General features: G+C 70.3%; 24 protein-coding genes and 1 tRNA gene. 19 read left to right on the top strand and 6 right to left on the bottom strand.

Going from position 1 to position 25,352, the window contains the following annotated elements:
• Window positions 1-49 precede the first annotated feature (49 nt).
• Window positions 50-1,729 carry an APC family permease gene (locus tag ASG74_RS03620; protein WP_056139035.1) on the bottom strand — a complete coding sequence of 560 codons (1,680 nt, stop codon included), beginning with the start codon at window positions 1,727-1,729 and terminating at the stop codon, window positions 50-52.
• Between the two features lie 162 nt (window positions 1,730-1,891).
• Here ASG74_RS03620 and ASG74_RS03615 point away from each other — a divergent pair, with 162 nt between their 5' ends.
• The 7 genes from ASG74_RS03615 to ASG74_RS03585 all read left to right on the top strand — a co-directional run bounded on the left by ASG74_RS03615 (window position 1,892) and on the right by ASG74_RS03585 (window position 8,593).
• Entirely contained in the window at window positions 1,892-3,028 is a 1,137-nt protein-coding gene (locus ASG74_RS03615; protein WP_056139033.1) for a PfkB family carbohydrate kinase, read from the top strand.
• A 26-nt stretch (window positions 3,029-3,054) separates the two neighbouring features.
• Window positions 3,055-3,981: a pseudouridine-5'-phosphate glycosidase gene (locus tag ASG74_RS03610; RefSeq protein ID WP_056139031.1), complete on the top strand. Its 927-nt coding sequence runs from the start codon at window positions 3,055-3,057 to the stop codon at window positions 3,979-3,981.
• 345 nt (window positions 3,982-4,326) lie between these two features.
• Window positions 4,327-5,100: a hypothetical protein gene (locus tag ASG74_RS03605; protein ID WP_235498795.1), complete on the top strand. Its 774-nt coding sequence runs from the start codon at window positions 4,327-4,329 to the stop codon at window positions 5,098-5,100.
• Window positions 5,101-5,234: 134 nt separating this feature from the next.
• The gene (gene eno, locus ASG74_RS03600) at window positions 5,235-6,536 is read left to right on the top strand and encodes a phosphopyruvate hydratase (RefSeq protein ID WP_056139025.1); all 1,302 of its coding nucleotides are present in this window, start codon (window positions 5,235-5,237) and stop codon (window positions 6,534-6,536) included.
• Between the two features lie 10 nt (window positions 6,537-6,546).
• Window positions 6,547-7,113: an FtsB family cell division protein gene (locus tag ASG74_RS03595; RefSeq protein WP_056139023.1), complete on the top strand. Its 567-nt coding sequence runs from the start codon at window positions 6,547-6,549 to the stop codon at window positions 7,111-7,113.
• Window positions 7,110-7,646 carry a DUF501 domain-containing protein gene (locus ASG74_RS03590; RefSeq protein ID WP_056139021.1) on the top strand — a complete coding sequence of 179 codons (537 nt, stop codon included), beginning with the start codon at window positions 7,110-7,112 and terminating at the stop codon, window positions 7,644-7,646. Before ASG74_RS03595 ends, ASG74_RS03590 begins: the two co-directional genes overlap by 4 nt.
• Window positions 7,643-8,593 carry a Ppx/GppA phosphatase family protein gene (locus ASG74_RS03585; protein ID WP_056139019.1) on the top strand — a complete coding sequence of 317 codons (951 nt, stop codon included), beginning with the start codon at window positions 7,643-7,645 and terminating at the stop codon, window positions 8,591-8,593. The genes ASG74_RS03590 and ASG74_RS03585 overlap by 4 nt, the downstream gene beginning before the upstream one ends.
• Here the strand turns inward: ASG74_RS03585 and ASG74_RS03580 are convergent.
• On the bottom strand, window positions 8,577-9,278 hold the full coding sequence (locus tag ASG74_RS03580; RefSeq protein WP_162252775.1) for a TetR/AcrR family transcriptional regulator: 702 nt from the start codon (window positions 9,276-9,278) through the stop codon (window positions 8,577-8,579). The two genes, ASG74_RS03585 and ASG74_RS03580, sit on opposite strands and share 17 nt — an antisense overlap.
• A 113-nt stretch (window positions 9,279-9,391) precedes the next feature.
• On the opposite strand from ASG74_RS03580, the gene ASG74_RS03575 reads away from it, so the two are divergent.
• From ASG74_RS03575 to ASG74_RS03565, 3 genes are all read left to right on the top strand, one after another.
• Window positions 9,392-9,466 (top strand) — tRNA-Leu (locus ASG74_RS03575).
• 185 nt (window positions 9,467-9,651) lie between these two features.
• Window positions 9,652-10,506: a Bax inhibitor-1/YccA family protein gene (locus tag ASG74_RS03570; protein WP_056139598.1), complete on the top strand. Its 855-nt coding sequence runs from the start codon at window positions 9,652-9,654 to the stop codon at window positions 10,504-10,506.
• Window positions 10,507-10,516: 10 nt separating this feature from the next.
• Window positions 10,517-10,786, top strand: a complete 270-nt coding sequence (locus tag ASG74_RS03565) for a hypothetical protein (protein WP_056139016.1) — start codon at window positions 10,517-10,519, stop codon at window positions 10,784-10,786.
• A 61-nt stretch (window positions 10,787-10,847) separates the two neighbouring features.
• On the opposite strand, the gene ASG74_RS03560 is transcribed toward ASG74_RS03565, so the two are convergent.
• The gene (locus ASG74_RS03560) at window positions 10,848-11,939 is read right to left on the bottom strand and encodes an SGNH/GDSL hydrolase family protein (protein WP_056139011.1); all 1,092 of its coding nucleotides are present in this window, start codon (window positions 11,937-11,939) and stop codon (window positions 10,848-10,850) included.
• A gap of 129 nt (window positions 11,940-12,068) precedes the next feature.
• Here ASG74_RS03560 and ASG74_RS03555 point away from each other — a divergent pair, with 129 nt between their 5' ends.
• Window positions 12,069-13,445, top strand: a complete 1,377-nt coding sequence (locus ASG74_RS03555; RefSeq protein WP_056139009.1) for a cystathionine beta-synthase — start codon at window positions 12,069-12,071, stop codon at window positions 13,443-13,445.
• A gap of 113 nt (window positions 13,446-13,558) precedes the next feature.
• Complete coding sequence (locus ASG74_RS03550; RefSeq protein WP_056139007.1) at window positions 13,559-15,592, top strand: NADPH-dependent 2,4-dienoyl-CoA reductase; 2,034 nt, start codon at window positions 13,559-13,561, stop codon at window positions 15,590-15,592.
• A gap of 483 nt (window positions 15,593-16,075) precedes the next feature.
• On the opposite strand, the gene msrA is transcribed toward ASG74_RS03550, so the two are convergent.
• Window positions 16,076-16,768, bottom strand: a complete 693-nt coding sequence (msrA, locus tag ASG74_RS03545; protein WP_056139005.1) for a peptide-methionine (S)-S-oxide reductase MsrA — start codon at window positions 16,766-16,768, stop codon at window positions 16,076-16,078.
• Window positions 16,769-16,928: 160 nt separating this feature from the next.
• On the opposite strand from msrA, the gene ASG74_RS03540 reads away from it, so the two are divergent.
• The 6 genes from ASG74_RS03540 (at window position 16,929) to ilvA (ending at window position 23,061) form a co-directional block, all read left to right on the top strand.
• Window positions 16,929-18,116: a cystathionine gamma-synthase gene (locus ASG74_RS03540; RefSeq protein WP_056139004.1), complete on the top strand. Its 1,188-nt coding sequence runs from the start codon at window positions 16,929-16,931 to the stop codon at window positions 18,114-18,116.
• Window positions 18,117-18,119: 3 nt separating this feature from the next.
• The gene (locus ASG74_RS03535) at window positions 18,120-19,445 is read left to right on the top strand and encodes a glutamate mutase L (RefSeq protein ID WP_056139002.1); all 1,326 of its coding nucleotides are present in this window, start codon (window positions 18,120-18,122) and stop codon (window positions 19,443-19,445) included.
• Between the two features lie 57 nt (window positions 19,446-19,502).
• Window positions 19,503-19,928 carry a VOC family protein gene (locus ASG74_RS03530; protein ID WP_056139001.1) on the top strand — a complete coding sequence of 142 codons (426 nt, stop codon included), beginning with the start codon at window positions 19,503-19,505 and terminating at the stop codon, window positions 19,926-19,928.
• On the top strand, window positions 19,925-20,896 hold the full coding sequence (locus ASG74_RS03525; protein ID WP_056138999.1) for an ATP-binding cassette domain-containing protein: 972 nt from the start codon (window positions 19,925-19,927) through the stop codon (window positions 20,894-20,896). Before ASG74_RS03530 ends, ASG74_RS03525 begins: the two co-directional genes overlap by 4 nt.
• Window positions 20,893-21,741, top strand: a complete 849-nt coding sequence (locus ASG74_RS03520; protein WP_056138998.1) for an ABC transporter permease — start codon at window positions 20,893-20,895, stop codon at window positions 21,739-21,741. The genes ASG74_RS03525 and ASG74_RS03520 overlap by 4 nt, the downstream gene beginning before the upstream one ends.
• 72 nt (window positions 21,742-21,813) lie before the next feature.
• Window positions 21,814-23,061, top strand: a complete 1,248-nt coding sequence (gene ilvA / locus ASG74_RS03515; protein ID WP_056138996.1) for a threonine ammonia-lyase — start codon at window positions 21,814-21,816, stop codon at window positions 23,059-23,061.
• A gap of 170 nt (window positions 23,062-23,231) precedes the next feature.
• Here the strand turns inward: ilvA and greA are convergent, their stop codons facing one another.
• Entirely contained in the window at window positions 23,232-23,720 is a 489-nt protein-coding gene (gene greA / locus ASG74_RS03510; protein ID WP_056138993.1) for a transcription elongation factor GreA, read from the bottom strand.
• 209 nt (window positions 23,721-23,929) lie between these two features.
• Complete coding sequence (locus tag ASG74_RS03505; protein ID WP_056138990.1) at window positions 23,930-24,292, bottom strand: DUF4307 domain-containing protein; 363 nt, start codon at window positions 24,290-24,292, stop codon at window positions 23,930-23,932.
• Window positions 24,293-24,392: 100 nt separating this feature from the next.
• Here ASG74_RS03505 and mca point away from each other — a divergent pair, with 100 nt between their 5' ends.
• Window positions 24,393-25,334, top strand: coding sequence for a mycothiol conjugate amidase Mca (gene mca / locus ASG74_RS03500; RefSeq protein WP_056138988.1), 942 nt, complete (start codon window positions 24,393-24,395; stop codon window positions 25,332-25,334).
• Window positions 25,335-25,352 lie beyond the last annotated feature (18 nt).

The raw sequence follows: 25,352 nt of genomic DNA, 5'->3' as shown, positions 1-25,352 counted from the left end.
GCGATCCCTGCCTCGGGTGCGCGGTGGGTTCGGCCGGTGAGGCAGGGGTCTACGGCGCCACGCCGAGCTCCTCGTCCTCGACCGCTGCCTCCTTCCTCGACTGCTCGATGTGCTCCTCGACGATGTCGGCGCTCAGACAGACGTGGTTGGCGATGACATAGACGAGGACGGACAGCGCAGCCAGGGCGAGCGCGGACCACTCGAAGTTGAGCAGGCCCAGGTTCCCGGCTCCTGCGGACTTCTCCGGGAAGTTGCCCAGGAAGGAGATCAGAGCCAGCCCGCCGAGCCAGGGGAACAGCCAGGCGAAGCCCTGCCAGAAGTGGAAGGCGCCCTGCTGCACGCCACCGAAGGCCTTGAAGATGGCCAGCAACAGGAATCCGAACAGCACTGCGAGGTAGAGCTTCCAGCCGGTCAGCCATCCGGACCAGTACACGATGAGGTTCGAGGCCCAGAATGCCAGGATCGGGATCACGTGACCGCCGGGGAGGCGGAACGGCCGGGGCTGGTCCGGGACGCGCTTGCGCAGAGCTGACAGCACCAACGGGCCGGAGGCGAAGGAGAGGACCGTGGCCGAGGTGATGAAGCCGACCAGCTGCTGCCAGCTCGGGAACGGCAGGAAGACGATCAGGCCCACCACGAAGGTGACGATGAGGCTGAACAGCGGAACGCCCCGGTCGGTCGTCTTCGCCAGCCGCTGCGGGGCATTGCCGTTGCGCGCCATGGCGTAGGACAGGCGAGAGGTCAACGTGGTGTAGATCAGTCCGGTGTCTCCGGGCGAGATGATGGCGTCGATGTAGAGCAGGACGGCCAGCCAGCCCAGCCCTAGCGCCGTGGCCAGGGCGGCCAACGGCCCGAAGTCGTTGGTGAAGCTGAGGTTGGCCCAGGCATCGGACCCCTTGAGCAGGGTGGGCTCCAGGGCGCCGATGAAGGCCACCTGGAGGGCGATGTAGATCAGTGCGGTGATGAGCACCGAACCGATGACGGCGATGGGCACGTTCCTCTTGGGGTTGTCCGTCTCTCCTGCCAGCTCGACGCCCTGTCGGAACCCGAGGTAGGAGAACACGATGCCGGAGGTCGCGATGGCGCTGAAGACGCCGTGCCAGCCCTGCGGCTTGAAACCGTGGTCGGTGAAGTTCGACCCATGGAAGGCGGTGAAGAAGAACGCGAGGACGACGAGCACGATGATGAACAGCTTCCACCACACCAGCACGTTGTTGATGCGGGCGAACCAGCGGATGCCGAAGTAGTTGACCACGACGAACAGCGCCATGAGGATGACCGCCGCCGTGTACCCCACCGCCGTCAGCGTGTGCACGGTCAGGCTCCCGACCTTCTGCTCCACCGTGAAGGGGGCGTACTTCGTGCCGTACTGGAGCGCGGCCAGCACCTCGATGGGGGCGGTGGTGCTCGCGCCGATCCAGGTGATCCAGCCCGTCGTGTAGCTCGCGAAGGAGCCGAACGCCAGGTGCGGGTAGCGGATCACGCCCCCCGACAGCGGGAACATCACACCCAGCTCGGCGTACACCAGGGCAATGGCCAGGACCATGAGGGCACCGAGGGCCCACGAGATCACGGCCGCCGGACCTGCCTCCTTGGACGCGTTGAGGGCCCCGAAGAGCCAGCCGGACCCGATGATCGAACCGATGCTTGCGAAGAGCAGACCGACGATGCCGATGTGACGCTTCAGCTGTGGCTCCTCGGTCGTGGGGGAGGCAGTGTCACTGGCCATCGGAGAGTCCCTTTCGCCGCAGGTCCGGAGGGTGCACGTCGTTGGCAAGCCCGGCAAAGCCCCTTCACTCAACTCCTCATCCGGGTCACCTGCAAGCGCACCGGCGTGCGCCGGCATACTGTCGGTTTGCTTGGAAAAGCAAGTAGTGCTTAGATAGTCAATGTGAAACTCACTCCTCAGGAACAGACGATCCTCCGCCTGCTCCGTGCCGACCCGCTGCTCGACGCGGCCGGTCTGGCAGAGCAGCTCGGCACGACGAAGGCGTCGGTCTCGGTCGCCCTGTCCAACCTCACCCGCAAGGGCGCGATCCTCGGACGCGGCTACCTCGTGCGTGGTGAGGCCGCGGTCGTCGTGGTGGGCGGAGCGGTCATGGACGTCAAGGCCCGCTCGAGTGAGCCCCTCGACCCGGAGACGAGCAACCCGGGCCAGGTCACCACCGATCCGGGCGGGGTCGGCCGCAACATCGCCGAGAACCTCGCCCGCCTCGGCACCCCGACCCACCTGGTCGCCGCCGTCGGCAGCGACTCCTTCGGCGAGGAGCTGCTCACGCACACGCGCAGTGCGGGAGTGCAGGTCGACCACGTCATCACGAGCCCGCGGCCGACCGGCACCTACCTCGCCGTGCTCGACCACGTGGGGGACCTGTCCGTCGCCGTGTCCGACATGAGCGCGACCGACACCCTCACCGTCGCCGACATCGAACCCGTGCGCTCGCTCATCCAGCACTGCGACCTGCTGGTCGTCGACGGCAACATCCCGCTCGACGTGGCCCGCTGGCTCGGCGACGTGGCCCGCGACGGAGACGTCCCCGTCGTCATCGAGCCCGTCTCCGTCGTCAAGGCACGGCGGCTGCGCCCACTGCTCGCCCCCGACCGTCCCGTGCTGTCCGTGACACCCAACATCGACGAGCTCGCCGCCCTGGTCGACCACGACGTCGCCGACACCATCCCGGCGATCAGCCGGGCCGCGGCCGAGCTGCACAAACTCGGCGTCACCCATGTCTGGGTGCGCCGCGGTGCCCGCGGAAGCGTGCTGTCCTCCACCCCTGCCGATGGCAAGGGCCGCCCGACGGTCACCACCAACGCCACCGTCAGCCGGGGCGTCGTCGACGTCACCGGCGCCGGCGACTCCATGACGGCCGGCTTCGTCCACGCACTGCTGCGCGACGGCGACCCCGCCGGCGCCGCGGCCTTCGGCCAGGCCACCGCCGCCCTGACCACCGAGTCAGCACACACCGTGCGCCCCGACCTCACCCACGCGCTCGTGACCGGGCGCCTCACCCAGCAAGGATCCCAGTGAAAACTCAGCCCGCAGCTCCTCAGTCCATGCCACACCCCGCCCTGGCCCTCGCCCCCGAGGTCGCCGAGGCTCTCGCCGCCGGCCGACCCGTCGTCGCCCTCGAGTCGACGATCATCAGTCACGGCATGCCCTACCCGCGCAACGTCGAGATGGCTCGCGAGGTCGAGCAGATCGTCCGTGACGGCGGCGCCACCCCGGCGACGATCGCCATCCTCGACGGCGTCGCCCGCATCGGCCTCTCGGCGGACGAGCTCGAGCTGCTCGCCACGCACGAGGACGTCGCCAAGGTGAGCATCCGCGACCTGCCGCACGTCATGGCCACCAAGCGCCACGGCGCCACGACCGTCGCGAGCACCATGCGGCTGGCGGCCCTCGCGGGCATCAAGGTCTTCGTGACCGGCGGCCTCGGCGGCGTCCACCGCGGCGCCGAGAGCTCGATGGACATCTCCGCCGACCTCACCGAGCTCAGCCAGACCGACGTCGCCGTCGTCTCCGCCGGCGTGAAGTCCATCCTCGACATCGGCCGCACCCTCGAGGTCATGGAGACGCTCGGCGTGCCGGTCGTGAACTTCGGCGCCGACGAGTTCCCGTCCTTCTACTCGCGCTCGTCGGGCTACAGCGCCCCCATGCGCAGCGACTCCCCGGAGGAGCTCGCCGAGATGATGCGGATCAAGTGGGACCTCGGCCTCAAGGGCGGCATCTCGGTGACGAACCCGGTGCCCGCCGAGGACGAGATGACGCAGGACGAGATCGGCGCCCTCATCGACCAGGCCGTCGCCGAGTCCGCCGAGCGCGGCATTCTCGGCAAGGACATCACGCCCTTCCTCCTCGGCCGGATCGTCGAGCTGTCCGGTGGCAGGAGCCTGGACACCAACATCGCGCTGGTGCGCAGCAACGCCCGCCTCGGTGCGGCCCTGGCCAAGGCCTACGCGGCAGTGGCGCCGACCGCCTGAGGCGACTCTCCGGCATACCCAGAGCGGTTTGCGAACCTTCGCCTTGCTCGACATCCGGATCGATCCGGATGTCGAAGCACCTTGAGGTTCGCAAACCGCCTTGTGCGTATGCCGTGTGCTCGCCTGCTCCGTGCCCGTTCGCCCGCGGCCTGTGGAAAGTTCCCGGGCGCCTCGGCTGGTTGGGGCAGCCTCGTGGGATGGAGCCCCTTCACCCGCAGCTCGCCGCGATCGCGCGCGAACACGACGGGATCATCACCCGCGTCCACACGCGAGCACGGCACCTCTCGCCCGCGGTGCTCCGCGCTGCGGTGGGCGCGGGGTCGTTGCACCGCGTGCGTCCGGAGTGTGCGTCACGACGCAGAGATGGGCGGCGGCGCAACCCTCGAGCGGTACGCGCTCACCGTCCGTGGGCTGCTGCTCGCCCACCCGACCTGGCTGGCCTCGCACCACGCCGCCCTCGCGGAGCATGGGCTGCCGCTCCATGATGTCGACCTCGGCGTGGTGGATGTCGCCGCGCCGGTTCGTGCGAGCAAGATCCGCCCCGGGCTGCACGTGCACGCGGCCGACCCCAGCCACCTCGAGCTCGCCCGCAGCACGTCCGCGCGCGCCGTTCCGGTGGCGGCAGCCTGCGTGCTCACGGCCACCGCGAGTGGCGTCGAGGCCGCAGTGGTCGCCATGGACGCGGCGCTGCACCGCAGGATCACCACGACAGAGAGGCTGACCGAGGCGCTGTCGCTCCCGGGTGCGCGGTTCGGCATCGGGCTGGCACGGGCGGCGATCACGCATGCCGACCCCTTGGCCGAGTCGCCGGGGGAGTCCCGGACCCGGCTGATCCTCCTCGGAGCGGGGCTGGTGGTGCGATCACAGGTGACGATCACCGACGCACGGGGAGACATCGGCCGGGTCGACTTCCTCGTCGGCACCGACGTCGTCGTCGAGTTCGACCGCCTGGTCAAGTACGACGGGGCCGACGGCAAGCTGGCGCTGGCCCGTGAGAAGGCTCGGGAGGATCGGCTGCGCGAGGCGGGGTTCCGGGTCGTGCGCCTCACCTGGGCCGACCTGCGCCACCCGGACCGCGTCGTCGCCACGGTCCGGCGCGCTCTGGCGGCAGGAGCGTGAGGCGGGCGGACGGCATACGCGATGAGGTTTGCGAACCGCTTCTGGGTATGCCGGGATGCGGGTCGGTCGGTCAGGTGACCTCCCGGATTGGCTAGGCTCGAGGGGAATCCCACACCCCACCCCCAGGAGCACCAGTGGCCAGCATCGACGCCGTCGGAGCACGCGAGATCCTCGACTCGCGAGGCAACCCCACCGTCGAGGTCGAGGTCGCCCTCGACGACGGGACCATCGCCCGCGCGGCCGTTCCCAGCGGCGCCTCGACTGGGGCCTTCGAGGCTGCCGAGCGCCGCGACGGCGACAAGAACCGCTATGGCGGCAAGGGTGTCGAGAAGGCCGTGGACGCCGTCATCGACGAGCTCGGCCCCAAGCTCCTCGGCTTCGAGGCCCACGACCAGCGCCTCATCGACGCCGAGATGATCGCCATCGACGGCACCAAGAACAAGGAGAAGGTCGGCGCCAACGCCATCCTCGGTGTGAGCCTGGCCGTCGCCAAGGCCGCGGCCGAGTCGGCCGGTCTGCCGCTCTTCCGCTACCTCGGTGGACCCAACGCCCGTGTCCTGCCCGTGCCGATGCTCAACATCCTCAACGGCGGCTCCCACGCCGACTCCAACGTCGACATCCAGGAGTTCATGATCGCGCCGATCGGCGCCGAGACCTTCCGGGAGGCCCTGCGCTGGGGCACCGAGGTCTACCACTCGCTCAAGGCGGTGCTCAAGGAGAAGGGCCTGTCGACGGGCCTGGGCGACGAGGGCGGGTTCGCGCCCAACCTCGAGAGCAACCGAGCCGCCCTCGACCTCATTCTCGAGGCCATCGAGAAGGCCGGCTACACCCCCGGGCAGGACGTCGCGCTCGCGCTCGACGTCGCGGCCACAGAGTTCTTCGACGAGGCGAACGGCGGCAGCTACGCGTTCGAGGGAGGCACGAAGTCGGCGGCCGAGATGGTCGACTACTACGCCGAGCTCGTCGACGCGTACCCGCTGGTCTCCATCGAGGACCCGCTCAACGAGGACGACTGGGACGGCTGGAAGGCCATGACCGACCGCCTCGGCGACAAGGTGCAGCTCGTTGGTGACGACCTCTTCGTCACCAACCCCGAGCGCCTGGCCCGTGGCATCGAGACCGGCACCGCCAACTCGCTGCTCGTCAAGGTCAACCAGATCGGCTCCCTCACCGAGACCCTCGACGCCGTCGAGATGGCCCAGCGCGCCGGGTTCCGTTGCATGATGAGCCACCGCTCGGGCGAGACCGAGGACACGACGATCGCCGACCTCGCGGTGGCGACCAACTGCGGCCAGATCAAGACGGGTGCACCCGCCCGCTCGGAGCGCGTCGCCAAGTACAACCAGCTCCTGCGTATCGAGGAGGAGCTGGACGAGGCCGCCGAGTACGCCGGCGCCTCAGCCTTCCCGCGCTTCACCGCCCGCACGAAGGCCTGAGGCAGCACCCATGGCGCGCGGCACCAGTCGAGGACCCCGATCGTCACCACGACGTCCGGCGTCCTCGCGACCCTCGTCGCGTGCCGGGGCTGCTCGCAGCCCCCTGGCCCAGCGGGCCTCCCGCGAGACGGGCACGGGCAAGCTGGCCGAACCCACGGCCGGCGGTTGGCGTGAGCGGCTCAACGCGGCCCGCGCCAACCAGCGCACGATCCGTCGCGTCGGGTTCAGCATCGTCGCGCTCTTCCTCGTCATCCTCGTCGCCCCCACCCTGCGCGCCTACGTGCAGCAGCGGTCCGACATCAGCGCCCTGCGCGACACGGTGTCCCAGCAGAAGGTGAGGGTCGAGGAGCTCCAGAAGGAGCAGGCCCGCTGGGAGGACCGCGCCTACGTCGAGCAGCAGGCCCGCACCCGCCTCAAGTTCGTCAAGGTCGGCGAGAAGTCCTACACCGTCCTCGACCCCAAGGTCCCCAAGGGCGAGCCGGCCGTCCCGCCCGTGCCCGAGAGCACCGACCCCTGGTACGACTCCATCTGGGCCTCCATGCGGGCCGCGGACGTGCCGTCCAACCAGCGCCGGTGACAGCGGCTCCCGACCGGCCGCCGGTCGCCCAGGAGGACCTCGACGCCGTCGAGCGCCAGCTCGGCCGTCTCCCGCGCGGGGTCGTCGAGGTGTCGCACCGCTGCCCCTGCGGCGAGCCCGACGTCCTGCGCACCCTGCCCCGCCTCCCGGACGGCACGCCCTTCCCCACGTCGTTCTATGCCACGTGCCCACGCCTCACCGGTGCCATCAGCACCCTCGAGTCGCAGGGTGTCATGCGCGAGATGACCGACCGCCTGGCCGAGGACGACGACCTCGCTCGCCGCTATGCCGCGGCCCACGACGACTACCTCACCCGCCGCTCCGAGCTCGGACAGGTCGACGAGATCGACGGCATCAGTGCAGGCGGCATGCCGACCCGGGTCAAGTGCCTGCACGTCCTCGTCGCCCACTCGCTCAGCGCCGGACCGGGCGTCAACCCGCTCGGTGACGAGGCGCTCGAGATGCTGCCCGACTGGTGGGCCAGCCACTCCTGCACCGAGCTCGCCGGCGAGGCCGGGAGCGACCCGCGGTGACCCGCGTCGGAGCCGTCGACTGCGGCACCAACTCGATCCGTCTGCTCATCGCCGACATCGACGGATCCGGCGTCCTCACCGACGTCGTGCGGCGCACCGAGGTGGTCCGCCTCGGCTACGGCGTGGACCGCACGGGTGTCATCGACCCGGTCGCGATGGAGCGCACCTTGGCACAGGCCCGCGAGTATGCCGGCCAGTGCCGCGAGCATTCCGTCGAACGGGTGCGTTTCGTCGCCACCTCTGCCTCGCGCGACGCGAGCAACGCGGCCGAGTTCGTCGCCGGCGTCGAGCAGGCCTTTGCCGCAGCGGGGTTCGACGTCTCACCCGAGGTCGTCAGCGGCGACGTCGAGGCCAACCTCTCCTTCACCGGTGCGACGGGCGACCTCGTCGCCGCCCGGACCCCAGGCCCCTACCTGGTCATCGACCTCGGTGGCGGCTCGACCGAGTTCGTGCGCGGAACCTCCCACGTCGAGAGCGCGCGCTCGGTCGACGTGGGGTGCGTCCGCATCAGCGAGCGCCACCTGACGAGCGACCCCCCGAGCGCCCAGCAGATCGAGGCAGCGACGGCCGACATCAACGCGGCCATCGACCGGGCCGAGGAGGTCGTCGACCTCAGCGGCATCGCCACGGTGGTCGGCCTCGCGGGCAGCATCACGACGGTGACGGCCCACGCACTCGAGCTCACGGCATACGAACCGGCCCGCATCCACCTCGCCAACCTCAGCCCGCAGGCGCACCGTGAGTCGGCGCAGAGCCTGCTGCGCGCGACGACGGAGGAGCGTGCGGCGTTTGGCTACATGCACCCGGGACGCGTCGACGTCATCGGTGCGGGGGCACTGGTCTGGCACGAGGTCCTCGGACGCGTCCTCGAGCGCTCGCCCGACGCGCAGGTGGTGACGTCGGAGCACGACATCCTCGACGGCATCGCCCTCAGCTGCGCGAGCTGACCTCGACGTCCGGCGTCGTCTCGGCGCTGTAGGAGCTGAAGCCGTTCCAGAGCACGGCCATGACGATCTCGACAGCCGTGTCCAGGTCGATCTCGGGGTTGCGCAGCCGCCACGCCGCCACCCGCTCGTTGGTCGCGATCATGATCTCGGCCATGGCCTCGCGGTAGACGATGGGGTAGGCGGCGATCTGCGGGTTGTCCCCGAAGCGCTCGGCGATCTCGCGAGCCTGGGCCTGGCGGAGGTTCTCGATGTCCTGACCCGCGACGACGGCGACCGCAGCCTCCTGCATGTAGACGCGGAAGCTGCCGCGACGGCGCTCGAAGAACTCCATGAAGGCGCGCACCCCAGCCCGGAAGTGGTCCTCGACCGGAGCGTGCGGCGGGAGAGCCTCCAGGGCCGAGGCGGTCGAGTCGAGCAGGTCCTCACGGGCACGCGCCACGACGGCGACGAGGAGGTTCTCCTTGGAGCCGAAGTGGTCGTAGATGACCGGCTTGGTGATGCCGGCCTCGTGCGCGATGAGCTCCATCGTCGTGTCCTGGTAGCCGTGCTCGGCAAACACCGACTCGGCCACCTCGAGCAGCTGGCGCTCGCGCTCGGCGCGCTTCATCCGGGGCGCGCGCGGGGTTCCCTTGGCAGGACCGCGACGTCGAGGGGCCGCGGCGTCCGTGCTGTCCGTGGTGGTCATGCGAGCGTCGTCATCCGTTCTGGGTGATTCGTCTGGGCCCGAGCCTACCGGCCTGTCCCACGCACCCTCCCGGGGTTGGGAAACACCGCCCGGCCACGGCATAGGGTGAGTTCGCCCCCGTGGCCCAACTGGCAGAGGCAGGCGACTTAAAATCGCTCCAGGTGCGGGTTCGAGTCCCGTCGGGGGCACTCGCAGGCTCGTTCCCCCGTCAGGACCCGCCGTCGGGGGCACTCGCAGGCTCGTTCCCCCGTCAGGTGGGCCCCGAATCGTTGTCCACAGGATGCCGGGGCGGGGAACACCCAGAGGTCCTCGCACGATTGAATAGGTGAACGACGCCGCGGATCGCCACGGCGCCAGACCTATGGAGGACACGATGGCCAGCAACCCGGCCTTCAACCGACTCGAGAAGGACGCGCGGTCCGGCTACGCCGGATTCCAGGACCAGCGACAGACCCAGGCCGGCGTTCCCGGTGGGTCCTATGCCCAGCAGGGCGCGCAGGGCATGAGCCCGCAGCAGCTGCAGGACCTCTACAACGGGCCCACCGCAGGCCCGACCGACACCGGCCGCGTGACCATGGACGACGTCATCATGAAGACGCTGGGCCTGTTCGCCCTCGTCCTCGGCTTCGGTGCCGTCGGCTGGATCGCCTCGGCGCAGAGCCAGAGCCTCGGCTTCATGTTGGCCATGGGGGGCATGATCGGCACGCTCGTCCTCGGTCTCGTCATTGCCTTCAAGAAGACCCTGAGTGTCCCTCTCATCGTCGGCTACGCCGTGCTCGAAGGCCTCTTCGTCGGAGCGATCAGCCAGATCTTCGAGAAGCAGTGGGAGGGCGTTGTCCCAACCGCAGCGCTCGCCACGGCTGCGACCTTCACCGGCATGTTCCTCGCCTACAAGAGCGGGCTCATCAAGGTCACCGACAAGTTCCGCCGGGTCGTCACGATGATGGTCTTCGGCTACGCGATCTTCGCCGTGGTCAACTTCCTCTTCGCCATGTTCACTGACACCCGGTTCGGTATCGGCGGTGGCGGCGCCCTCGGAATTGGCATCTCGCTCTTCGCGGTGGGCCTGGCCTCGGTCACCCTGGCGCTCGACTTCGACATGATCGACCGCGCCATCGCGACCGGCGCCCCGCAGAAGTACAGCTGGCTGCTCGCGCACGGCCTCATCGTCACCGTCGTCTGGCTCTACATCGAGTTCCTGCGCCTCTTCGCGCGGATGCGCGACTGACCCGGCGCTGATGCACAGCCTCCCCGACGACGTCTCGCGGGAGCTCGAGCGCGTGGTCCGCAGGTGGCGTGAGCTGCCCGCGGACCGCGCGCTCGCCGCATCCCGGGACGTGCGCGAGCTCGTCCAGGACCTCGCGGACGCCACCGCGGCCCAACCGGTCCCCGAGCTGGGGTCGGCCGTGCTTCTCGACCAGCTGCGAGTGCTCGTGTGGGATGCGGCCTCCGCCGGCGTCCCCGACCTCGCCGCGCGCCTCGCCGAGCTGCGCCGCACCCTGCCCTGACCGTCAGTGGCTGGACCGGCCCGTGACGCGGAAGGCGCGCCCTGACGCAGATATGTCCGCGTCAACCAGCGGTTTCTGCGTCCTCACCCTCAGGTGCCGACGGGGGAGACTCGCCTTCACCCGTTGCCGTTGCCGCTGAGGGCCGGGGCTTCGCAGCCGCGGGCAGGGCGTCGTTGCCGCGGCGCAGCAGCACCGCCCACCGTCCCCGAGGCCCGCGGTCCTGGCCGCCGACCTCGGTGGGGGCCACCTCGGAGCCGGCGTCCTTGACGGCCTGACCGGCAGCCACGGCGACCGGGCCGACGCCCTCGCCCCGTCGGGCCTCCGGCCGGCGGTCGGCGGCGTCGTGCCCCCACACGCCGAGGGCGGCACACACCGACGGAAGCAGGGCGGCCGCCGCCTTGGCGTAGCCGGCCGCGGAGGGATGGAACCGGTCCTCGCTGAACATCGTCTTGGGGGAGGCCGCGAACTCCTCGCCGAGCAGGTCACCCAGCGACACGGTGCGTCCACCGGCCTCGACGACGGCGATCGTCTGCGCTGCCGCGAGGTCGCGACTCCAGCGCCGGGCCAGCAGCCGCAGCGGCTGAGCCAGAGGTTCGATGGTGCCCAGGTCGGGGCAGGTACCCACGACGACCTCGCTGCCGAGCGCGCGGATCCGCCTCACGGTCAGCTCGAGCTGCCGGACGGCAGTCGCCCGGTCGACCCGGTGGGTGACATCGTTGGCGCCGATCATGATGAGGACGACATCCGGCCGTGTCACGCTCTCGAGGCCCTCGGCGAGCTGGCGCTCGAGGTCGCTGGACTCCGCGCCGACCACGGCGCAGTTCGTGAGGTGCACTTGCCTGCCCATGAGCGCGCTCACCCCTCCGGCGACGATGGCCCCGACCGTCTCGTGCCGGTGGTGCGCACCCATGCCGGCCGCGCTGGAGTCACCGAGGAAGAGGATCTCGACCGGCTCGCCCGGCCCGGCCCCGTAGGTGCCGTTGTCGTCGGGTGAGGAGTCGAACGGGGTCCCGACGAGCCGGCGCGCGAGCAGTGCCTCCGCGCGGATGACGCCATAGCTCACGACTCCCAGTGCTGCGCTGGCTGCTGCGAGGCCACCACCGCCGTATGCCGCCGTCGCGGCGATCTTGCGTGCTCGTCGTGCGCGTCCCATGACGTCTCGTGACCTCCTCGATCCAGCGTCCACGCTAACGCTCGCCGGTGGGGAGGAGGCGGGCACCCGGCATACGGGAGTGGGAAGGTGACGGACCGCGGTGGTCCGCCGGGATGGGAGGATGGGGTCATGAAGTATGCCGAGCACATCGTCGACCTCGTGGGCAACACCCCGCTCGTGAAGCTGAACTCCGTCACCGACGGGATCGCCGCGACCGTTCTGGCCAAGGTCGAGTACATGAACCCGGGCGGCTCCGTGAAGGACCGCATCGCCGTCAAGATGGTCGAGGCGGCCGAGGCGTCGGGCGCCCTCCAGCCGGGCGGCACCATCGTCGAGCCGACCAGTGGCAACACTGGAGTGGGCCTGGCGCTCGTCGCCCAGCGCAAGGGCTACAAGTGCATCTTCGTGTGCCCCGACAAGGTCAGCGAGGACAAGCGCAACGTGCTCAAGGCCTACGGGGCCGAGGTCGTCGTCTGCCCGACCGCCGTCGCGCCGGACCACCCGGACTCCTACTACGAGACCTCCGACCGCCTCGTGCGCGAGACACCGGGGGCGTGGAAGCCCGACCAGTACTCCAACCAGAACGGCCCGGCCTCGCACTACGAGAGCACCGGTCCGGAGATCTGGAACGACACCGACGGCCAGCTGACGCACTTCGTCGCCGGCGTCGGCACGGGGGGCACGATCACCGGCACCGGTCGCTACCTCAGGGACCAGAGCGAGTCCCGGGAGGGCGGGCGCGTCCAGATCGTCGGCGCCGACCCCGAGGGTTCCGTCTACTCGGGCGGCAGCGGTCGGCCCTACCTCGTCGAGGGCGTCGGTGAGGACTTCTGGCCGAGCGCCTACGACCCCGAGGTCGTCGACCGGATCGTCGCCGTCTCTGACGCGGACTCGTTCGAGATGACCCGTCGCCTCGCCCGCGAGGAGGGCCTGCTCGTCGGCGGCTCGTGCGGCATGGCCGTCGTCGCCGCTCTCGAGGTCGCCAAGGACCTGCCCGCCGAGGCCGTCGTCGTCGTGCTGCTGCCCGACTCCGGCCGCGGCTACATGTCCAAGATCTTCAGCGACGACTGGATGAGCTCCTACGGGTTCATGCACTCTGACGGTGGGACGACGGTCGGGAGCATCCTGCGCGGCAAGTCGGGCAACCTGCCCGCCCTCGTGCACACCCACCCCAACGAGACGATCCGCGACGCCATCGAGATCCTGCGCGAGTACGGCGTCTCGCAGATGCCCGTCGTCAAGGCCGAGCCGCCCGTCATGACGGGCGAGGTCGCCGGCGCAGTGAGCGAGCGCGAGCTGCTCGAGCTGCTCTTCCACGGCAAGGCAACGCTGCACGACTCGGTCGAGAAGCACATGGGCGGGGGCCTGCCCCTCGTGGGAGCCGGTGAGCCCGTGTCGACGGCACGCCACGAGCTGGAGACGGCCGACGCGGTGCTGGTCATCGAGGACGGCAAGCCGGTCGGTGTCCTCACCCGGGCGGACCTGCTGGGCCACCTCGTCAGCTGACACCCACTGGTGGCATGGTCCAGGCGATCTCGCCCGGCTGACCTCGGGCACGGTGGGCAGGAACACACCACTCGGGCCTGCCGGTGCGGGTCGATGTTCCCTACTCTCGAGTAGTGACTGCCTACCCGCACCTGCTCGCGCCCCTCGACCTCGGCCACGTCACCCTGCCCAACCGGGTGGTCATGGGTTCGATGCACACCGGTCTCGAGGACCACGCCCGGGACTTCCCCAAGCTGGCGGCGTTCTTCGCGGAGCGTGCACGAGGTGGGGCCTCGCTCATCATCACCGGGGGGTTCTCGCCCAACATCGCGGGGACGCTGCTGCCGCTGGCCTCCAAGCTGACCACGGCGCGTGAGGGCAAGCAGCACCGCGTTCTCACCCGGGCCGTGCACGCGGAGGGCGGCCGGATCGCGCTGCAGCTGCTGCACGCCGGGCGCTACTCCTACACCCCGTGGTGCGTCGCCCCCTCGGCCATCAAGAGCCCGATCTCGAAGTTCCGGCCGCGTGCCCTGACGTCTCGCGGCATCGAGCGGACGATCGAGGCGTTCGTGCGCTCGGCGCGGCTGGCGCGTCAGGCGGGCTACGACGGCGTCGAGGTCATGGGGTCCGAGGGCTACCTCATCAACCAGTTCCTCGCTCCGCGGACCAACAAACGCACCGACGCCTGGGGTGGGACCCCCGAGAAGCGTCGTCGGTTCGCGGTCGAGATCGTGCGCCGGATCAGGGAGGCGGTGGGGGAGGACTTCCTCGTCATCTACCGCATCTCCGCCGTCGACCTCGTGCCCGACGGCCAGACCTGGGACGAGGTCGCCGCTCTGGCCCGTGAGGTGGAGGCAGCGGGCGCCTCGGTGCTCAACCTGGGGATCGGCTGGCACGAGGCCCGCGTCCCGACGATCGTCACCTCCGTGCCGCGGGCCGCCTTTGCCTCGTATGCCGCCCGCCTCAAGTCCGAGACGTCGCTTCCCGTGATCGCGACGAACCGGATCAACCTGCCCGAGGTGGCCGAGGGGATCCTCGGTGCCGGCGACGCCGACCTGGTGTCCCTGGCCAGGCCGTTCCTCGCGGACCCGGAGTGGGTGCGCAAGGCCGCCGAGTCACGCACCGACGAGATCAACACCTGCATCGCCTGCAACCAGGCCTGCCTGGACCACACGTTCAAGCGGCAACGGGCGACCTGCCTGCTCAACCCGCGCGCCGTCCACGAGACCGAGCTGGTCCTCGGCCCGACGCGCCGCGCTCGCCGCGTCGCCGTGGTCGGTGCCGGACCGGCCGGCCTGGCGTGCGCGACCGCGCTGGCCGAGCGGGGTCACACGGTCGAGCTGTTCGAGGCGCGTGACGACATCGGTGGGCAGTTCGCCATCGCCCAGCGCATCCCGGGCAAGGAGGAGTTCTCCGAGTCGATCCGCTACTTCCGCCGACGGCTCCAGGTCACCGGCGTGACGCTGCACCTCGGTCGTGTGGCCACCGCTGACGAGCTCGTCGCCGGTGGCTTCGACGAGGTGGTCGTCGCCACGGGCGTGCGGCCCCGGATCCCGTCGATCCCGGGGGTGGACCACTCGTCCGTCATGACCTATGCCGAGCTCGTCCGTGGGGAGCGTGAGCCCGGTCCGCGGGTGGCCGTCATCGGAGCCGGGGGCATCGGTGTCGACGTGTCGGAGTTCCTCACGGCACAGCCGTCGGCGACCCTGGACCTCGGCCTGTGGCGGGCCGAGTGGGGAGTGGGCGACCCGGCGGTCTCGCGTGGGGGACTCGCGACGGCTGTCGTCGAGACCCCGAAGCACGACGTGGTCCTGTTGCAGCGCAAGGCATCCGGCATCGGCAAGGGTCTGGGCAAGACCACGGGGTGGGTGCACCGCGCGGCGCTCAAGGCCAAGGGCGTCGAGCAGCTCATCGGGGTGTCCTATGACCGCATCGACGACGATGGCCTCCACGTGTCGTTCGGGGATGGCGAGGGCGCTGCTGCTCCGCGGGTCATCCCCGTCGACACGGTCGTGCTCTGTGCCGGGCAGGAGTCGGTCCGCACCCTGGCCGACGAGCTCGGCGACAGCGGCATACCCGTCCATGTCATCGGCGGAGCCGACGTCGCGGCGGAGCTCGACGCCAAGCGCGCGATCCGTCAGGGCATCGAGCTCGCCGCCCGCCTCTGAGCGGGTCCACCACCCTCCTCAGCAGGGTCCCGCTCCAGACGTGTCTTTGCTCCACCTGCTGGAGCAAAGACACTCCCCTGTGCATCGCCTGGCCGGAGCAAAGGGGGGTGTCTTTGCTTCACCTGCGGGAGCAAAGACACTTCCTGGGCCGGCCCTTCGCGGGCTCTCGGCCGGTGGATTGGGGCGCCTGTTGGCGGCCCGGCCGCGCCATTGACCGGAAATCGGGGATCGTCCCGGTTGCAACCGGGACGATCCCCGATTTCCGCGTCAGGCCCTGCCTCAAGACGGGCCAAGCGCCGTCAGGCGGTCCAGTCGGACTCGAGCATCCCCATGGAGTGGACGTCGACCCACTCACCGTCGAAGAGCAGCGCCTCGCGTGGACGCGAAGTCAGCGTTGTCCGAGAGTCCAGCGGTCATGGAAGGTGACTGTGCCATGCGTCGAGGCGCACGGCATACCGGATTGTCGGTGTCCGGACCCGGTCGTCACGCGGGCGGGAGGATGTCGGTCTGCGCCGGCAGGTTCGCGACGCCGACGGGGCAGGTGAGCCCGTTGGGACCGTGGTTGCAGTAGCCGTTGGGGTTCTTGTGGAGGTACTGCTGGTGGTAGTCCTCGGCGTACCAGAACGGGCCGACGTCCTCCGCCGGTGTGAGCTGCGTCGTGATCTCGCCGGCGTTGACGCGGGTGAGCTCACCCTGGAACGCCTCGCGGGTCGCCCGCGCTGCAGCCTCCTGCTCGGGCGTGGTCCAGAAGATCGCGGACCGGTATGCCGTGCCGATGTCGTTGCCCTGCCGGTTCGCCGTCGTGGGGTCGTGGTTCTCCCAGAAGGCCTTGAGGAGCAGCTCGGGGTTCGTCTGCGCCGGGTCGTAGGCGACGAGGACGGACTCGGCGTGGCCGGTACGGCCCGTGCAGGTCTCCTCGTAGGTGGGGTTCGGCGTGAAGCCGCCCATGTAGCCGGCCGCGGTGGTCACGACGCCCGGCAGCTGCCAGAAGATGCGCTCGGTGCCCCAGAAGCAGCCCATCGCGACGTAGAGCACCTGGGTGCCCTCGGGCCACGGGCCCTCGAGCGGGGTGCCGAGCACCGCGTGCGTGGTGGGGACGGCAAACGGACGGCTCTCGCGTCCGGGCAGGGCGTCCGCGGCGGTGGGCATGGTGGTCTTGGCGCGCGATCCGAACATGGGGGCACTCCTCGTGCTGCGACAGGGGACGTCTGGTTCAACGCCTCAGCGCCCACATTGTTCCTCGCGCCGTGTGCCTCAGGACGCGCCGGGGCGCGCGCTGGTACCCCCGAAGCGGGGAGGGCGGAGCGTCGGCAACCACGCGGCATACGCTGTCGCCATGAATGACGACACCCTCGGCTTCTCCACCCGCGCCCTGCACGCAGGCCAGGACCCCGACCCGACGACGGGCGCCGTCGTCACCCCGATCTACCAGACCTCGACCTACAAGCAGGACGGCATCGGGGGCTTCCGCAACGGCTACGAGTACAGCCGCAGCGCCAACCCGACGCGCACCGCTCTCGAGACCGGTCTGGCCGCGCTCGAGGGCGGCGAGCGTGGCTTCGCCTTCGCCTCCGGACTCGCCGCCGAGGACACCGTCCTGCGCGCACTGCTCAGCCCCGGTGACCACGTGGTCGTGCCGTCGGACGCCTATGGCGGCACCTACCGCCTCTTCAACAAGGTCCTCGCGCACTGGGGCGTCGAGCACTCCATCGCGGCGATCGCCGACAACGACGCCGTGCGTGCGGCGATCCAGCCGGGCAGGACGCGCGTGGTGTGGGTCGAGACGCCCACGAACCCCATGCTCGGCATCGCGGACATCGCCGCGCTCGCCGAGATCGCCCACGAGGCAGGCGCCCTGCTCGTCGTCGACAACACGTTCGCCTCGCCCTACCTCCAGCAGCCGCTCGCGCTCGGCGCCGACATCGTCATGCACTCGACGACGAAGTACTGCGGCGGCCACTCCGATGTCGTCGGTGGCGCCCTCGTCGTCGGCCACGGCGTGACTGTGCCGTGGTTCGACAACGAGCCCGCGAGCGACCGCGTCGCCTTCCACCAGAACTCGATGGGTGCCGTCGCCGGCCCGTTCGACTCGTGGATCGTCCAGCGTGGCCTCAAGACGCTCGCCATCCGCATGGAGCGCACCTGCGACAACGCCGAGGCGATCGTGGAGTTCCTCCAGAGCCACGACGGGGTCACCGCGGTCCACTACCCGGGCCTGCCCGAGCACCCCGGCCACGAGGTCGCCGCCCGCCAGATGAAGCGCTTCGGCGGCATGGTCGCGTTCCGGGTCAAGGGCGGCGAGGACGTCGCGGTCAAGGTGTGCGCCGAGACCCAGATCTGGACCCTCGGCGAGTCGCTGGGTGGCGTGGAGTCGCTCATCGAGCACCCGGGCCGCATGACCCACGCGTCCGTCGCCGGCACCGAGCTCGAGGTGCCCTCGGACCTCATCCGGCTCTCCGTCGGCATCGAGGACGTCGAGGACCTCGTCGCCGACCTGAAGCAGGCGCTCGACCGGCTCACCTGACCCGTGCCTTCCCGTGATGCAGGGCTCGTCCTGTGCGTCGACGTCGGGTCGACCTTCACCAAGGCCGTCCTCGTCGACGTCGGCTCCGGGGCCTTGGTTGGGGCTGCGTCGTCGCCGACGACCGTCTCGACCGATGTCATGGACGGAGTCGATGCCGTATGCCGTGAGCTCGCCTCCCACGGTCCCGTCACCGAGACGCTCGTGTGCAGCTCGGCCGGTGGCGGGTTGCGGATCGCCGTCGTGGGATACGAGCGCGAGGTCACGGCCGAGGCCGGGTATCGGGTCGCCCTGTCCGCGGGCGGCCGGGTCGTCCACGTGTCGGCCGGCGCGCTCAGCGGAGAGGGTGTCCGGGAGCTCCGGGCGGCGGCCCCCGACCTCGTCCTGCTCGTCGGTGGGACCGATGGTGGCAACTCAGAAGTGTTGCAGCACAACGCAGCTCGACTCGCCAAGGCCCGTGTCACGATGCCCATCGTCGTCGCAGGCAATGCTGACGTCGCCGATGACGTGTCGTCCGAGCTGTCGCGCACCGGCCGTCGACACGTCGTGACCAGCAACGTCCTGCCCCGCATCGGAGTCATCGCGCCCGACGCGGCGCGTGCGGCGATCCGGGCCTCCTTCCTCGAGCACGTCATCGGCGGCAAGGGGCTGTCGCGCGGTCGTGGTTTCACCGAGCTCGTCCGCGCCGCGACCCCCGACGCGGTTCTGCGAGGGGTCGAGCTGCTCGCTGACGTCCGCGGCGAGGACGTCATGGTCATCGACATCGGCGGGGCGACGACCGACGTCTACTCCGTGCTGCGACCCCAGGGCGAGGATGCCACCATCGAGCGCGACGTCGCCGGTTCGATGTGGCAGGAGCGCACCGTCGAGGCCGACCTGGGCATGCGCTGGAACGCCCTCGGCATCGTCGAGGCCGCGCAGCGCGAGCACCTCGAGCTGTCCTCCGGGACAGCGGCGTATGCCGGGCACGTCGCCTCCGCGACCGGTCACCGCGCCTCGAGCGCGGGGGAGTGGGCGCACGAGGCTGAGCTCGCCCGGGTCGCCGCCGTGGTGGCTGCGCGCCGGCACGGTCGGGCCCGGGTCGGGGGCGACCGCCCCAGGCCGCTCGCGGACGTGGGGCTGGTCCTCGGGTCGGGTGGGGTGCTGCGCCACGGCCCACAGGACCTGGCGCGTGACGTCCTCGGCGCCGTGGTGGGCGACCACGCCGGCGGGTGGACGGTGCCGGCGGCGGCGGCGCAGGGTGTCGACACGGCATACCTGCTCTTTGCCTGCGGACTGCTCGCGCAGGCGCACCATGGCGCCGCACGCGCGCTCGCGGCCTCGGTGCGCTGAGGCGGTCCGGGGAAAAAGGGCTGGGCGCTGTCGGGAGTCGGTTCTACGCTCGCAGGCATGAGTGAAGAAGCCGCTCCCGTCCGACCGATCCTCGACCTCGTGGTCCTCGACTGCCCGGACGCCCTCGAGCTCGCCCGCTTCTACAGCGAGGTCCTCGGCTGGTCGCTGGAGGACGGCTCCGACGCCGGCTGGGCGACGCTCGTGCCGTCCGGAGGGGGCGTCACGCCCGACCGGCCCCGGGGACGGGCCACCCTGGCCTTTCAGCAGATCGACGACTGGGTGGCGCCCACCTGGCCGGGCGGTGCGCACCCGCAGCAGTTCCACCTCGACTTCGCCGTGCCCGAGATCGCCGCGGCCGAGCCCGCGGTCCTCGCCGCCGGTGCGCGCATCCATGAGCACCAGCCGAGCGAGAACGGCGGGTTCAAGGTCTATCTCGACCCGGCCGGGCATCCGTTCTGCCTGTGCCGCGGGATGAACTCATGAGCCGCGAGGTCGTCATCGAGGCCGACGGCCTGGTGAAGAAGTTCGGGGACTTCACCGCCGTCGACGACGTGAGCTTCGAGGTCCCCAAGGGGACGGTGTTCGGGCTGCTCGGGCCCAACGGTGCCGGCAAGACGACCACGGTGCGGATGATGACGACGCTGGCCGTGCCGACGAGCGGTTCGGCCCGGGTCGCTGGGCACGACGTCGCCACGCAGCCCGCGGCGGTGCGCGCGGCCATGGGACTGACCGCCCAGAGCGCGACGGTCGACGAGCTCCTCACGGGGCGTGAGAACCTCCGGCTCATCGGCGACCTCTACGGGCTGGACCGGCGCTTCGTGCGGTCACGGTCCGAGGACCTGCTCGAGCAGTTCTCGCTCACCGAGGCGGGCGACAAGGTCGTCAAGGACTACTCGGGAGGCATGCGACGGCGCATCGACCTCGCGGTGAGCCTCATCGCTCACCCGTCGGTCCTCTTCCTCGACGAGCCCACGACCGGTCTCGACCCCCGAAGCCGCGTGGAGCTGTGGGACGTGCTGCGCGAGCTGGTGCGTGACGGCACGACCCTGCTCCTCACGACGCAGTACCTCGACGAGGCCGACCAGCTCGCCGACGACATCGTCGTCATCGACAAGGGCCGCATCATCGCCCAGGGCACCCCGCTCGAGCTGAAGAACCAGTCGGGAGCCGCCAGCCTCGTCGTGACGGTCTCGCGCCATGACGAGGTCCAGCAGGCGGCCGAGCTGCTGCGCGGTGTCGTCGGGGACGTCCATGTCGATGCCGACGCCCGCAAGCTCACGGCGCCGTCGGGGGACGTCGCGGCCCTCACGCGCATCGCGGCCCAGCTCGACGAGGCCAACATCGAGGTCGACGACCTCGGCATGCAGCGGCCCAGCCTCGACGACGTGTTCCTCGCCCTCACCGGGCACACGGCGCAGGAGTCCAGCAACCAGGAAGAGGTGTCGGCATGAGCGCCGCCACGGATGCGATCGCCATCGAGCGAGCGGCCCCGAAGCCGCAGGGCGCGAGCCGGCTGCGCCAGATCACTGCGCTCGTGCGGCGCAACCTGACCCACATCAAGCGCCAGCCCGAGATGCTCACCGACGTGACGGTCCAGCCGATCATGTTCGTGCTGCTCTTCGCCTACGTCTTCGGTGGCTCCATCACCATCCCCGGGGTCGACTACAAGCCGTGGCTGCTGCCCGGGATCATGGCCCAGACCATCGCCTTCAGCGCGTTCATCGTCGCCATCGGCCTCAACACCGACATCGGCAAGGGCATGGTCGACCGGCTACGCTCGCTGCCGATTCAGCGCTCCTCGATCCTCGTCTCCCGCTCCATCGCCGCGCTCATCCACTCCAGCATCGGGGTCGCGGTCATGTCGGTGACCGGCCTGTTCATCGGTTGGCGCATCCACGAGGGCGTGCTCAAGGGGCTGCTGGGCTACGCGCTGCTGCTCCTGTTCGGGTTCGCCATGATCTGGGTGGGCATCCTCGTGGGCTCGGCGATGCGCTCGGTCGAGGCCGTCAACGGGCTGATGTTCACGACGATCTTCCCGATCACGTTCCTGTCCAACGCCTTCGCGCGTACCGACGTCATGCCCTCCTGGCTGCGGACCATCGCGGAGTGGAACCCGATCAGCGCGCTGAGCCAGGCCATGCGCGACAACTGGGGGATCGCGGGTATCCCGGTCCGGGCAGATGCCCCGTGGCCGCTCCACCACCCCGAGCTCGCCACCCTGCTCTGGTCGCTCGCCATCACGGCCGTCATCGCGCCGCTGGCCCTGAGGGCGTTCAACAGGCGCACGACCGACTGACGGGGGGCGTGCCCACCGCCACCTCGACCTGGCCCTTCCGCCATGTGGGGGTGGCGGCGATAGCCTCGCGCCATGACACCCACATCGTCGTCGGTGACGGTGGCCGAGATCCGTGCCGCCGCTGACCTGCTCTCAACCGTCATCGCTCCCACACCCATGGAGTTCAACCGCGGCCTGTCCGAACGCGTCGGCGCCGAGGTCTTCCTCAAGTGCGAGAACCTCCAACGGGCCGGGTCGTTCAAGATTCGCGGCGCCTACAACCGCATGTTCCACCTGAGCGAGGAGGAGAAGGCGCGCGGTGTCGTCGCGGCGAGCGCCGGCAACCACGCCCAAGGGGTCGCGCTCGCCGGGCAGCTGCTCGGCATCTCCGTCAAGGTCTACATGCCGGTGCGCGCGCCGATGCCCAAGGTCCAGGCAACAAAGGCCTATGGCGCCACGATCGAGCAGGTGGGGGAGAACCTCGACGAGAGCCTCGTGCACGCCCGGGCGTGGGCGGAGGAGAGCGGCGCCGTCCTCATCCACCCCTTCGACCACGACGACATCGTCACCGGGCAGGGGACGTGCGGGCTGGAGATCCTCGAACAGTGCCCTGACGTGAGGACGATCGTCGTCGGTCTCGGTGGTGGGGGACTTCTCGCGGGCATCGCCCTGGCCGTGCGTGAGCTCAAGCCGGACGTCCGCATCATCGGTGTCCAGGCGGAGCAGGCCGCGGCCTACCCTGCCTCATTGGCTGCAGGACACCCGCTGGCCGCCGGCAAGATGTCGACCATGGCCGACGGCATCGCGGTCGGGCTGCCCGGCGACGTCACCTTCCCGGTCGTGCGGGACCTCGTCGACAGCGTGGAGACGGTGACCGAGGGCGGCATGTCCCGTGCCCTGCTCTTCCTGCTCGAGCGCGCCAAGCTCGTCGTCGAGCCCGCCGGGGCCTCGGCGGTCGGCTGGCTCCTCGAGAACGCCGAGACCGATGACGGGCAGCCGATCGAGGGTCCCGTGGTCGCCGTCCTGTCCGGCGGCAACATCGACCCGCTGCTCATGATGCGGATCATCCGCCACGGCATGGTCGCGGCCGGGCGCTACCTCCAGTTCTCGGTGCGGGTCCCGGACACGCCCGGCTCGCTGGCGGGGATCCTCGCCGACTGTGCCGGCGTCGACGCCAACGTCCTCGAGATCGAGCACATCCGCACCGGTCACAACATCAACGTCGACGAGGTCGAGATCGCCCTGCGGCTCGAGACGCGCGGTCCCGAGCACTGCGAGAGGGTGCTCGCGGCGATGCGCGCCAAGGGCTACACCGTCGTCCACGAGGACCTCCACGCCTGAGGCGAGCACCCGCCGGTGAGTCCGGTGGATCCCAGCACTCTGAGGCGCGCTCGGTGCCGAGGCTCACGGTGTGTCGTGTCCCGAACGGGGGGATTGGCGAGCTGGGGACATGACGAGAGGGCGCCCACCCCGGGCTGGGGTGGGCGCCCTCTCGGGTCAGGTCTGTCGGGTCAGCCGGTGTAGGGCTTCGCCGAGAGGATCTTGACGTCGATCTGCTTGCCGTTGGGGGCCTCGTAGCTCGTCGCGTCGCCGGCCTTCTTGCCGTTGACGGCCGAGCCGATGGGCGACTGCTCGCTGTAGACCTGCAGGGAGCCGTCGGCGATCTCGCGCGAACCGAGGAGGAAGGTCTCCTCGTCGCCGAACATCTCGACGGTGACGACCATGCCGGGCTCGACGATGCCGTCGTCGGCAGGGGTCTCGCCGATGATGGCGTTCTCGAGCAGCTGCGTCAGCTGGCGGATGCGGGCCTCGTTCTTGCCCTGCTCCTCGCGCGCCGCGTGGTAGCCCCCGTTCTCCTTGAGGTCGCCCTCTTCACGGGCTGCCTCGATCTTGTTGACGATGTCGGCACGGCCCGGCCCGGAGAGCTCACCGAGCTCAGCCTTGAGGCGGTCGTACGCCTCCTGGGTCAGGTAGCTCGTCTTGACGACGGTCTCGCTCACTGAAGTTCACTCCTCGAGTTCCCTGACCGGGCGGTTGCGCCGCTTGGCGGGAGATGGTGGTCCTACGTGAAAGGGTCCGGGGCCTGAACCTCGTGCGGTTCGGTGGGCCCCAGACCCGTTGGTGCAAAGAACTAGGATAGCAACCTCCCCGCCGGAAAGCACTTCCTTGCCGGCGCACGGCCCCGCGCCACCCCAGCTCTTGCTCCCCCTCAGGGCAGGCGCACGCACGACGAGACGAGGCCGACGACCGCGCGGGCACTCGTGCGGACCGTCACCACGCGGTGCACGGACGTCGCACCGGCGGGCACATCGTCGGTGACGGTCCCCACCCGGCCGTGTCGCGTGTCCTGCGCCTCGACGGTGCAGCGCACGGCCGCACCATCGGGCCGGTGCACGTCGTAGGCGACGGTGATCTGTGTGTCGGTCACGTCCCGGTATGCCGTGACGTCGGCCCGCAGGGCCTTCGAGGACTCCACGGCGAACCACACGATGACGACGAGGGCCAGCGAGATCCCGATGGTGCCGACGACCCACCAACGGGTGGTGCCGGGGGCCGGGCGGGGAAGGGGCATCAAGGGTCCTGGGTCGACAGTGGCGGTGTGGGCGGTCAGTGCAAGGATGGACGGCGTCCATTGTCGCCTGAGCGACTCCCCGACCCCGAAGGACCCTCTCGTGTCACAAGCCCTCCGTCTCATGTGCGTGCACGCGCACCCCGACGACGAGTCGAGCAAGGGCGCAGCGGCCATGGCGAAGTACGTCGACGAGGGCCACGACGTCCTCGTCGTGTCCTGCACCGGAGGCGAGCGCGGTGACGTGCTCAACCCCAAGCTCGCCGACGACCCCCACATCCTGCGTGACCTCGCCCAGGTACGCCGTGACGAGATGCGCCGGGCGCAGGAGATCCTCGGCGTGGACCACGTCTGGCTCGGCTTCGTCGACTCCGGCCTGCCCGAGGGCGACCCGCTCCCGCCCCTGCCCGAGGGGTGCTTCGCCCTTGAGCCGATCGACGTGACGACCGAGGCCCTCGTGCGCGAGATCCGGCGCTTCCGCCCCCACGTCATGACGACCTATGACGAGAACGGCGGCTACCCGCACCCGGACCACATCATGTGCCACAACGTCTCGATGGCGGCCTTCGAGGCGGCCGGCGACCCGACGGCATACCCGAATGCCGGCGAGCCGTGGCAGCCGCTCAAGATCTACTACAACCAGACCTTCAGCCGCGGACGGGTCGTCGCCTTCCACGAGGCCCTCACCGCGCTCGGCGAGGAGAGCCCGTATGCCGCGTGGCTCGAGAACTGGGACTCGTCGCGCGACCGGGTGGTCACCACGCGCGTGCGCTGCGACCAGTGGTTCGACCGGCGCGACCGGGCCCTGCTGGCCCATGCGACCCAGGTCGACCCCGATGGCACCTTCTTCAAGGTCTCGCGCGAGGAGCAGGCCCGGGTCTGGCCGTGGGAGGACTACGAGGCCGGGCTGTCCTACGTGCCGATCGTCGACGACGAGGACGACCTGTTCGCCGGCCTGCCCACCGATGTCGCCGAGGCGGACGCCCTCGCGACGTCGACCGACCTCACGCTCGCCCACGACGGACGGAAGGTTCGCACCGCATGATCTCCCTTCTGCTGCCGC

Source organism: Knoellia sp. Soil729 (assembly GCF_001427985.1).
GTDB lineage: Bacteria > Actinomycetota > Actinomycetes > Actinomycetales > Dermatophilaceae > Knoellia.
This window is presented reverse-complemented; position numbering and strand designations above follow the sequence as displayed.

What these genes read in the sequence shown, in the direction of transcription:
- ASG74_RS03555 (WP_056139009.1), top strand. Translation starts at nt 12,069, where the DNA reads ATGAAGTATGCCGAGCACATCGTCGACCTCGTGGGCAACACCCCGCTC.
- ASG74_RS03595 (WP_056139023.1), top strand. Translation starts at nt 6,547, where the DNA reads ATGGCGCGCGGCACCAGTCGAGGACCCCGATCGTCACCACGACGTCCG.
- ASG74_RS03610 (WP_056139031.1), top strand. Translation starts at nt 3,055, where the DNA reads ATGCCACACCCCGCCCTGGCCCTCGCCCCCGAGGTCGCCGAGGCTCTC.
- ilvA (WP_056138996.1), top strand. Translation starts at nt 21,814, where the DNA reads ATGACACCCACATCGTCGTCGGTGACGGTGGCCGAGATCCGTGCCGCC.
- ASG74_RS03560 (WP_056139011.1), bottom strand. Translation starts at nt 11,939, where the DNA reads ATGGGACGCGCACGACGAGCACGCAAGATCGCCGCGACGGCGGCATAC.
- ASG74_RS03520 (WP_056138998.1), top strand. Translation starts at nt 20,893, where the DNA reads ATGAGCGCCGCCACGGATGCGATCGCCATCGAGCGAGCGGCCCCGAAG.
- ASG74_RS03580 (WP_162252775.1), bottom strand. Translation starts at nt 9,278, where the DNA reads ATGACCACCACGGACAGCACGGACGCCGCGGCCCCTCGACGTCGCGGT.
- ASG74_RS03530 (WP_056139001.1), top strand. Translation starts at nt 19,503, where the DNA reads ATGAGTGAAGAAGCCGCTCCCGTCCGACCGATCCTCGACCTCGTGGTC.
- ASG74_RS03505 (WP_056138990.1), bottom strand. Translation starts at nt 24,292, where the DNA reads ATGCCCCTTCCCCGCCCGGCCCCCGGCACCACCCGTTGGTGGGTCGTC.
- ASG74_RS03620 (WP_056139035.1), bottom strand. Translation starts at nt 1,729, where the DNA reads ATGGCCAGTGACACTGCCTCCCCCACGACCGAGGAGCCACAGCTGAAG.
- ASG74_RS03525 (WP_056138999.1), top strand. Translation starts at nt 19,925, where the DNA reads ATGAGCCGCGAGGTCGTCATCGAGGCCGACGGCCTGGTGAAGAAGTTC.
- ASG74_RS03570 (WP_056139598.1), top strand. Translation starts at nt 9,652, where the DNA reads ATGGCCAGCAACCCGGCCTTCAACCGACTCGAGAAGGACGCGCGGTCC.
- msrA (WP_056139005.1), bottom strand. Translation starts at nt 16,768, where the DNA reads ATGTTCGGATCGCGCGCCAAGACCACCATGCCCACCGCCGCGGACGCC.
- ASG74_RS03540 (WP_056139004.1), top strand. Translation starts at nt 16,929, where the DNA reads ATGAATGACGACACCCTCGGCTTCTCCACCCGCGCCCTGCACGCAGGC.
- ASG74_RS03565 (WP_056139016.1), top strand. Translation starts at nt 10,517, where the DNA reads ATGCACAGCCTCCCCGACGACGTCTCGCGGGAGCTCGAGCGCGTGGTC.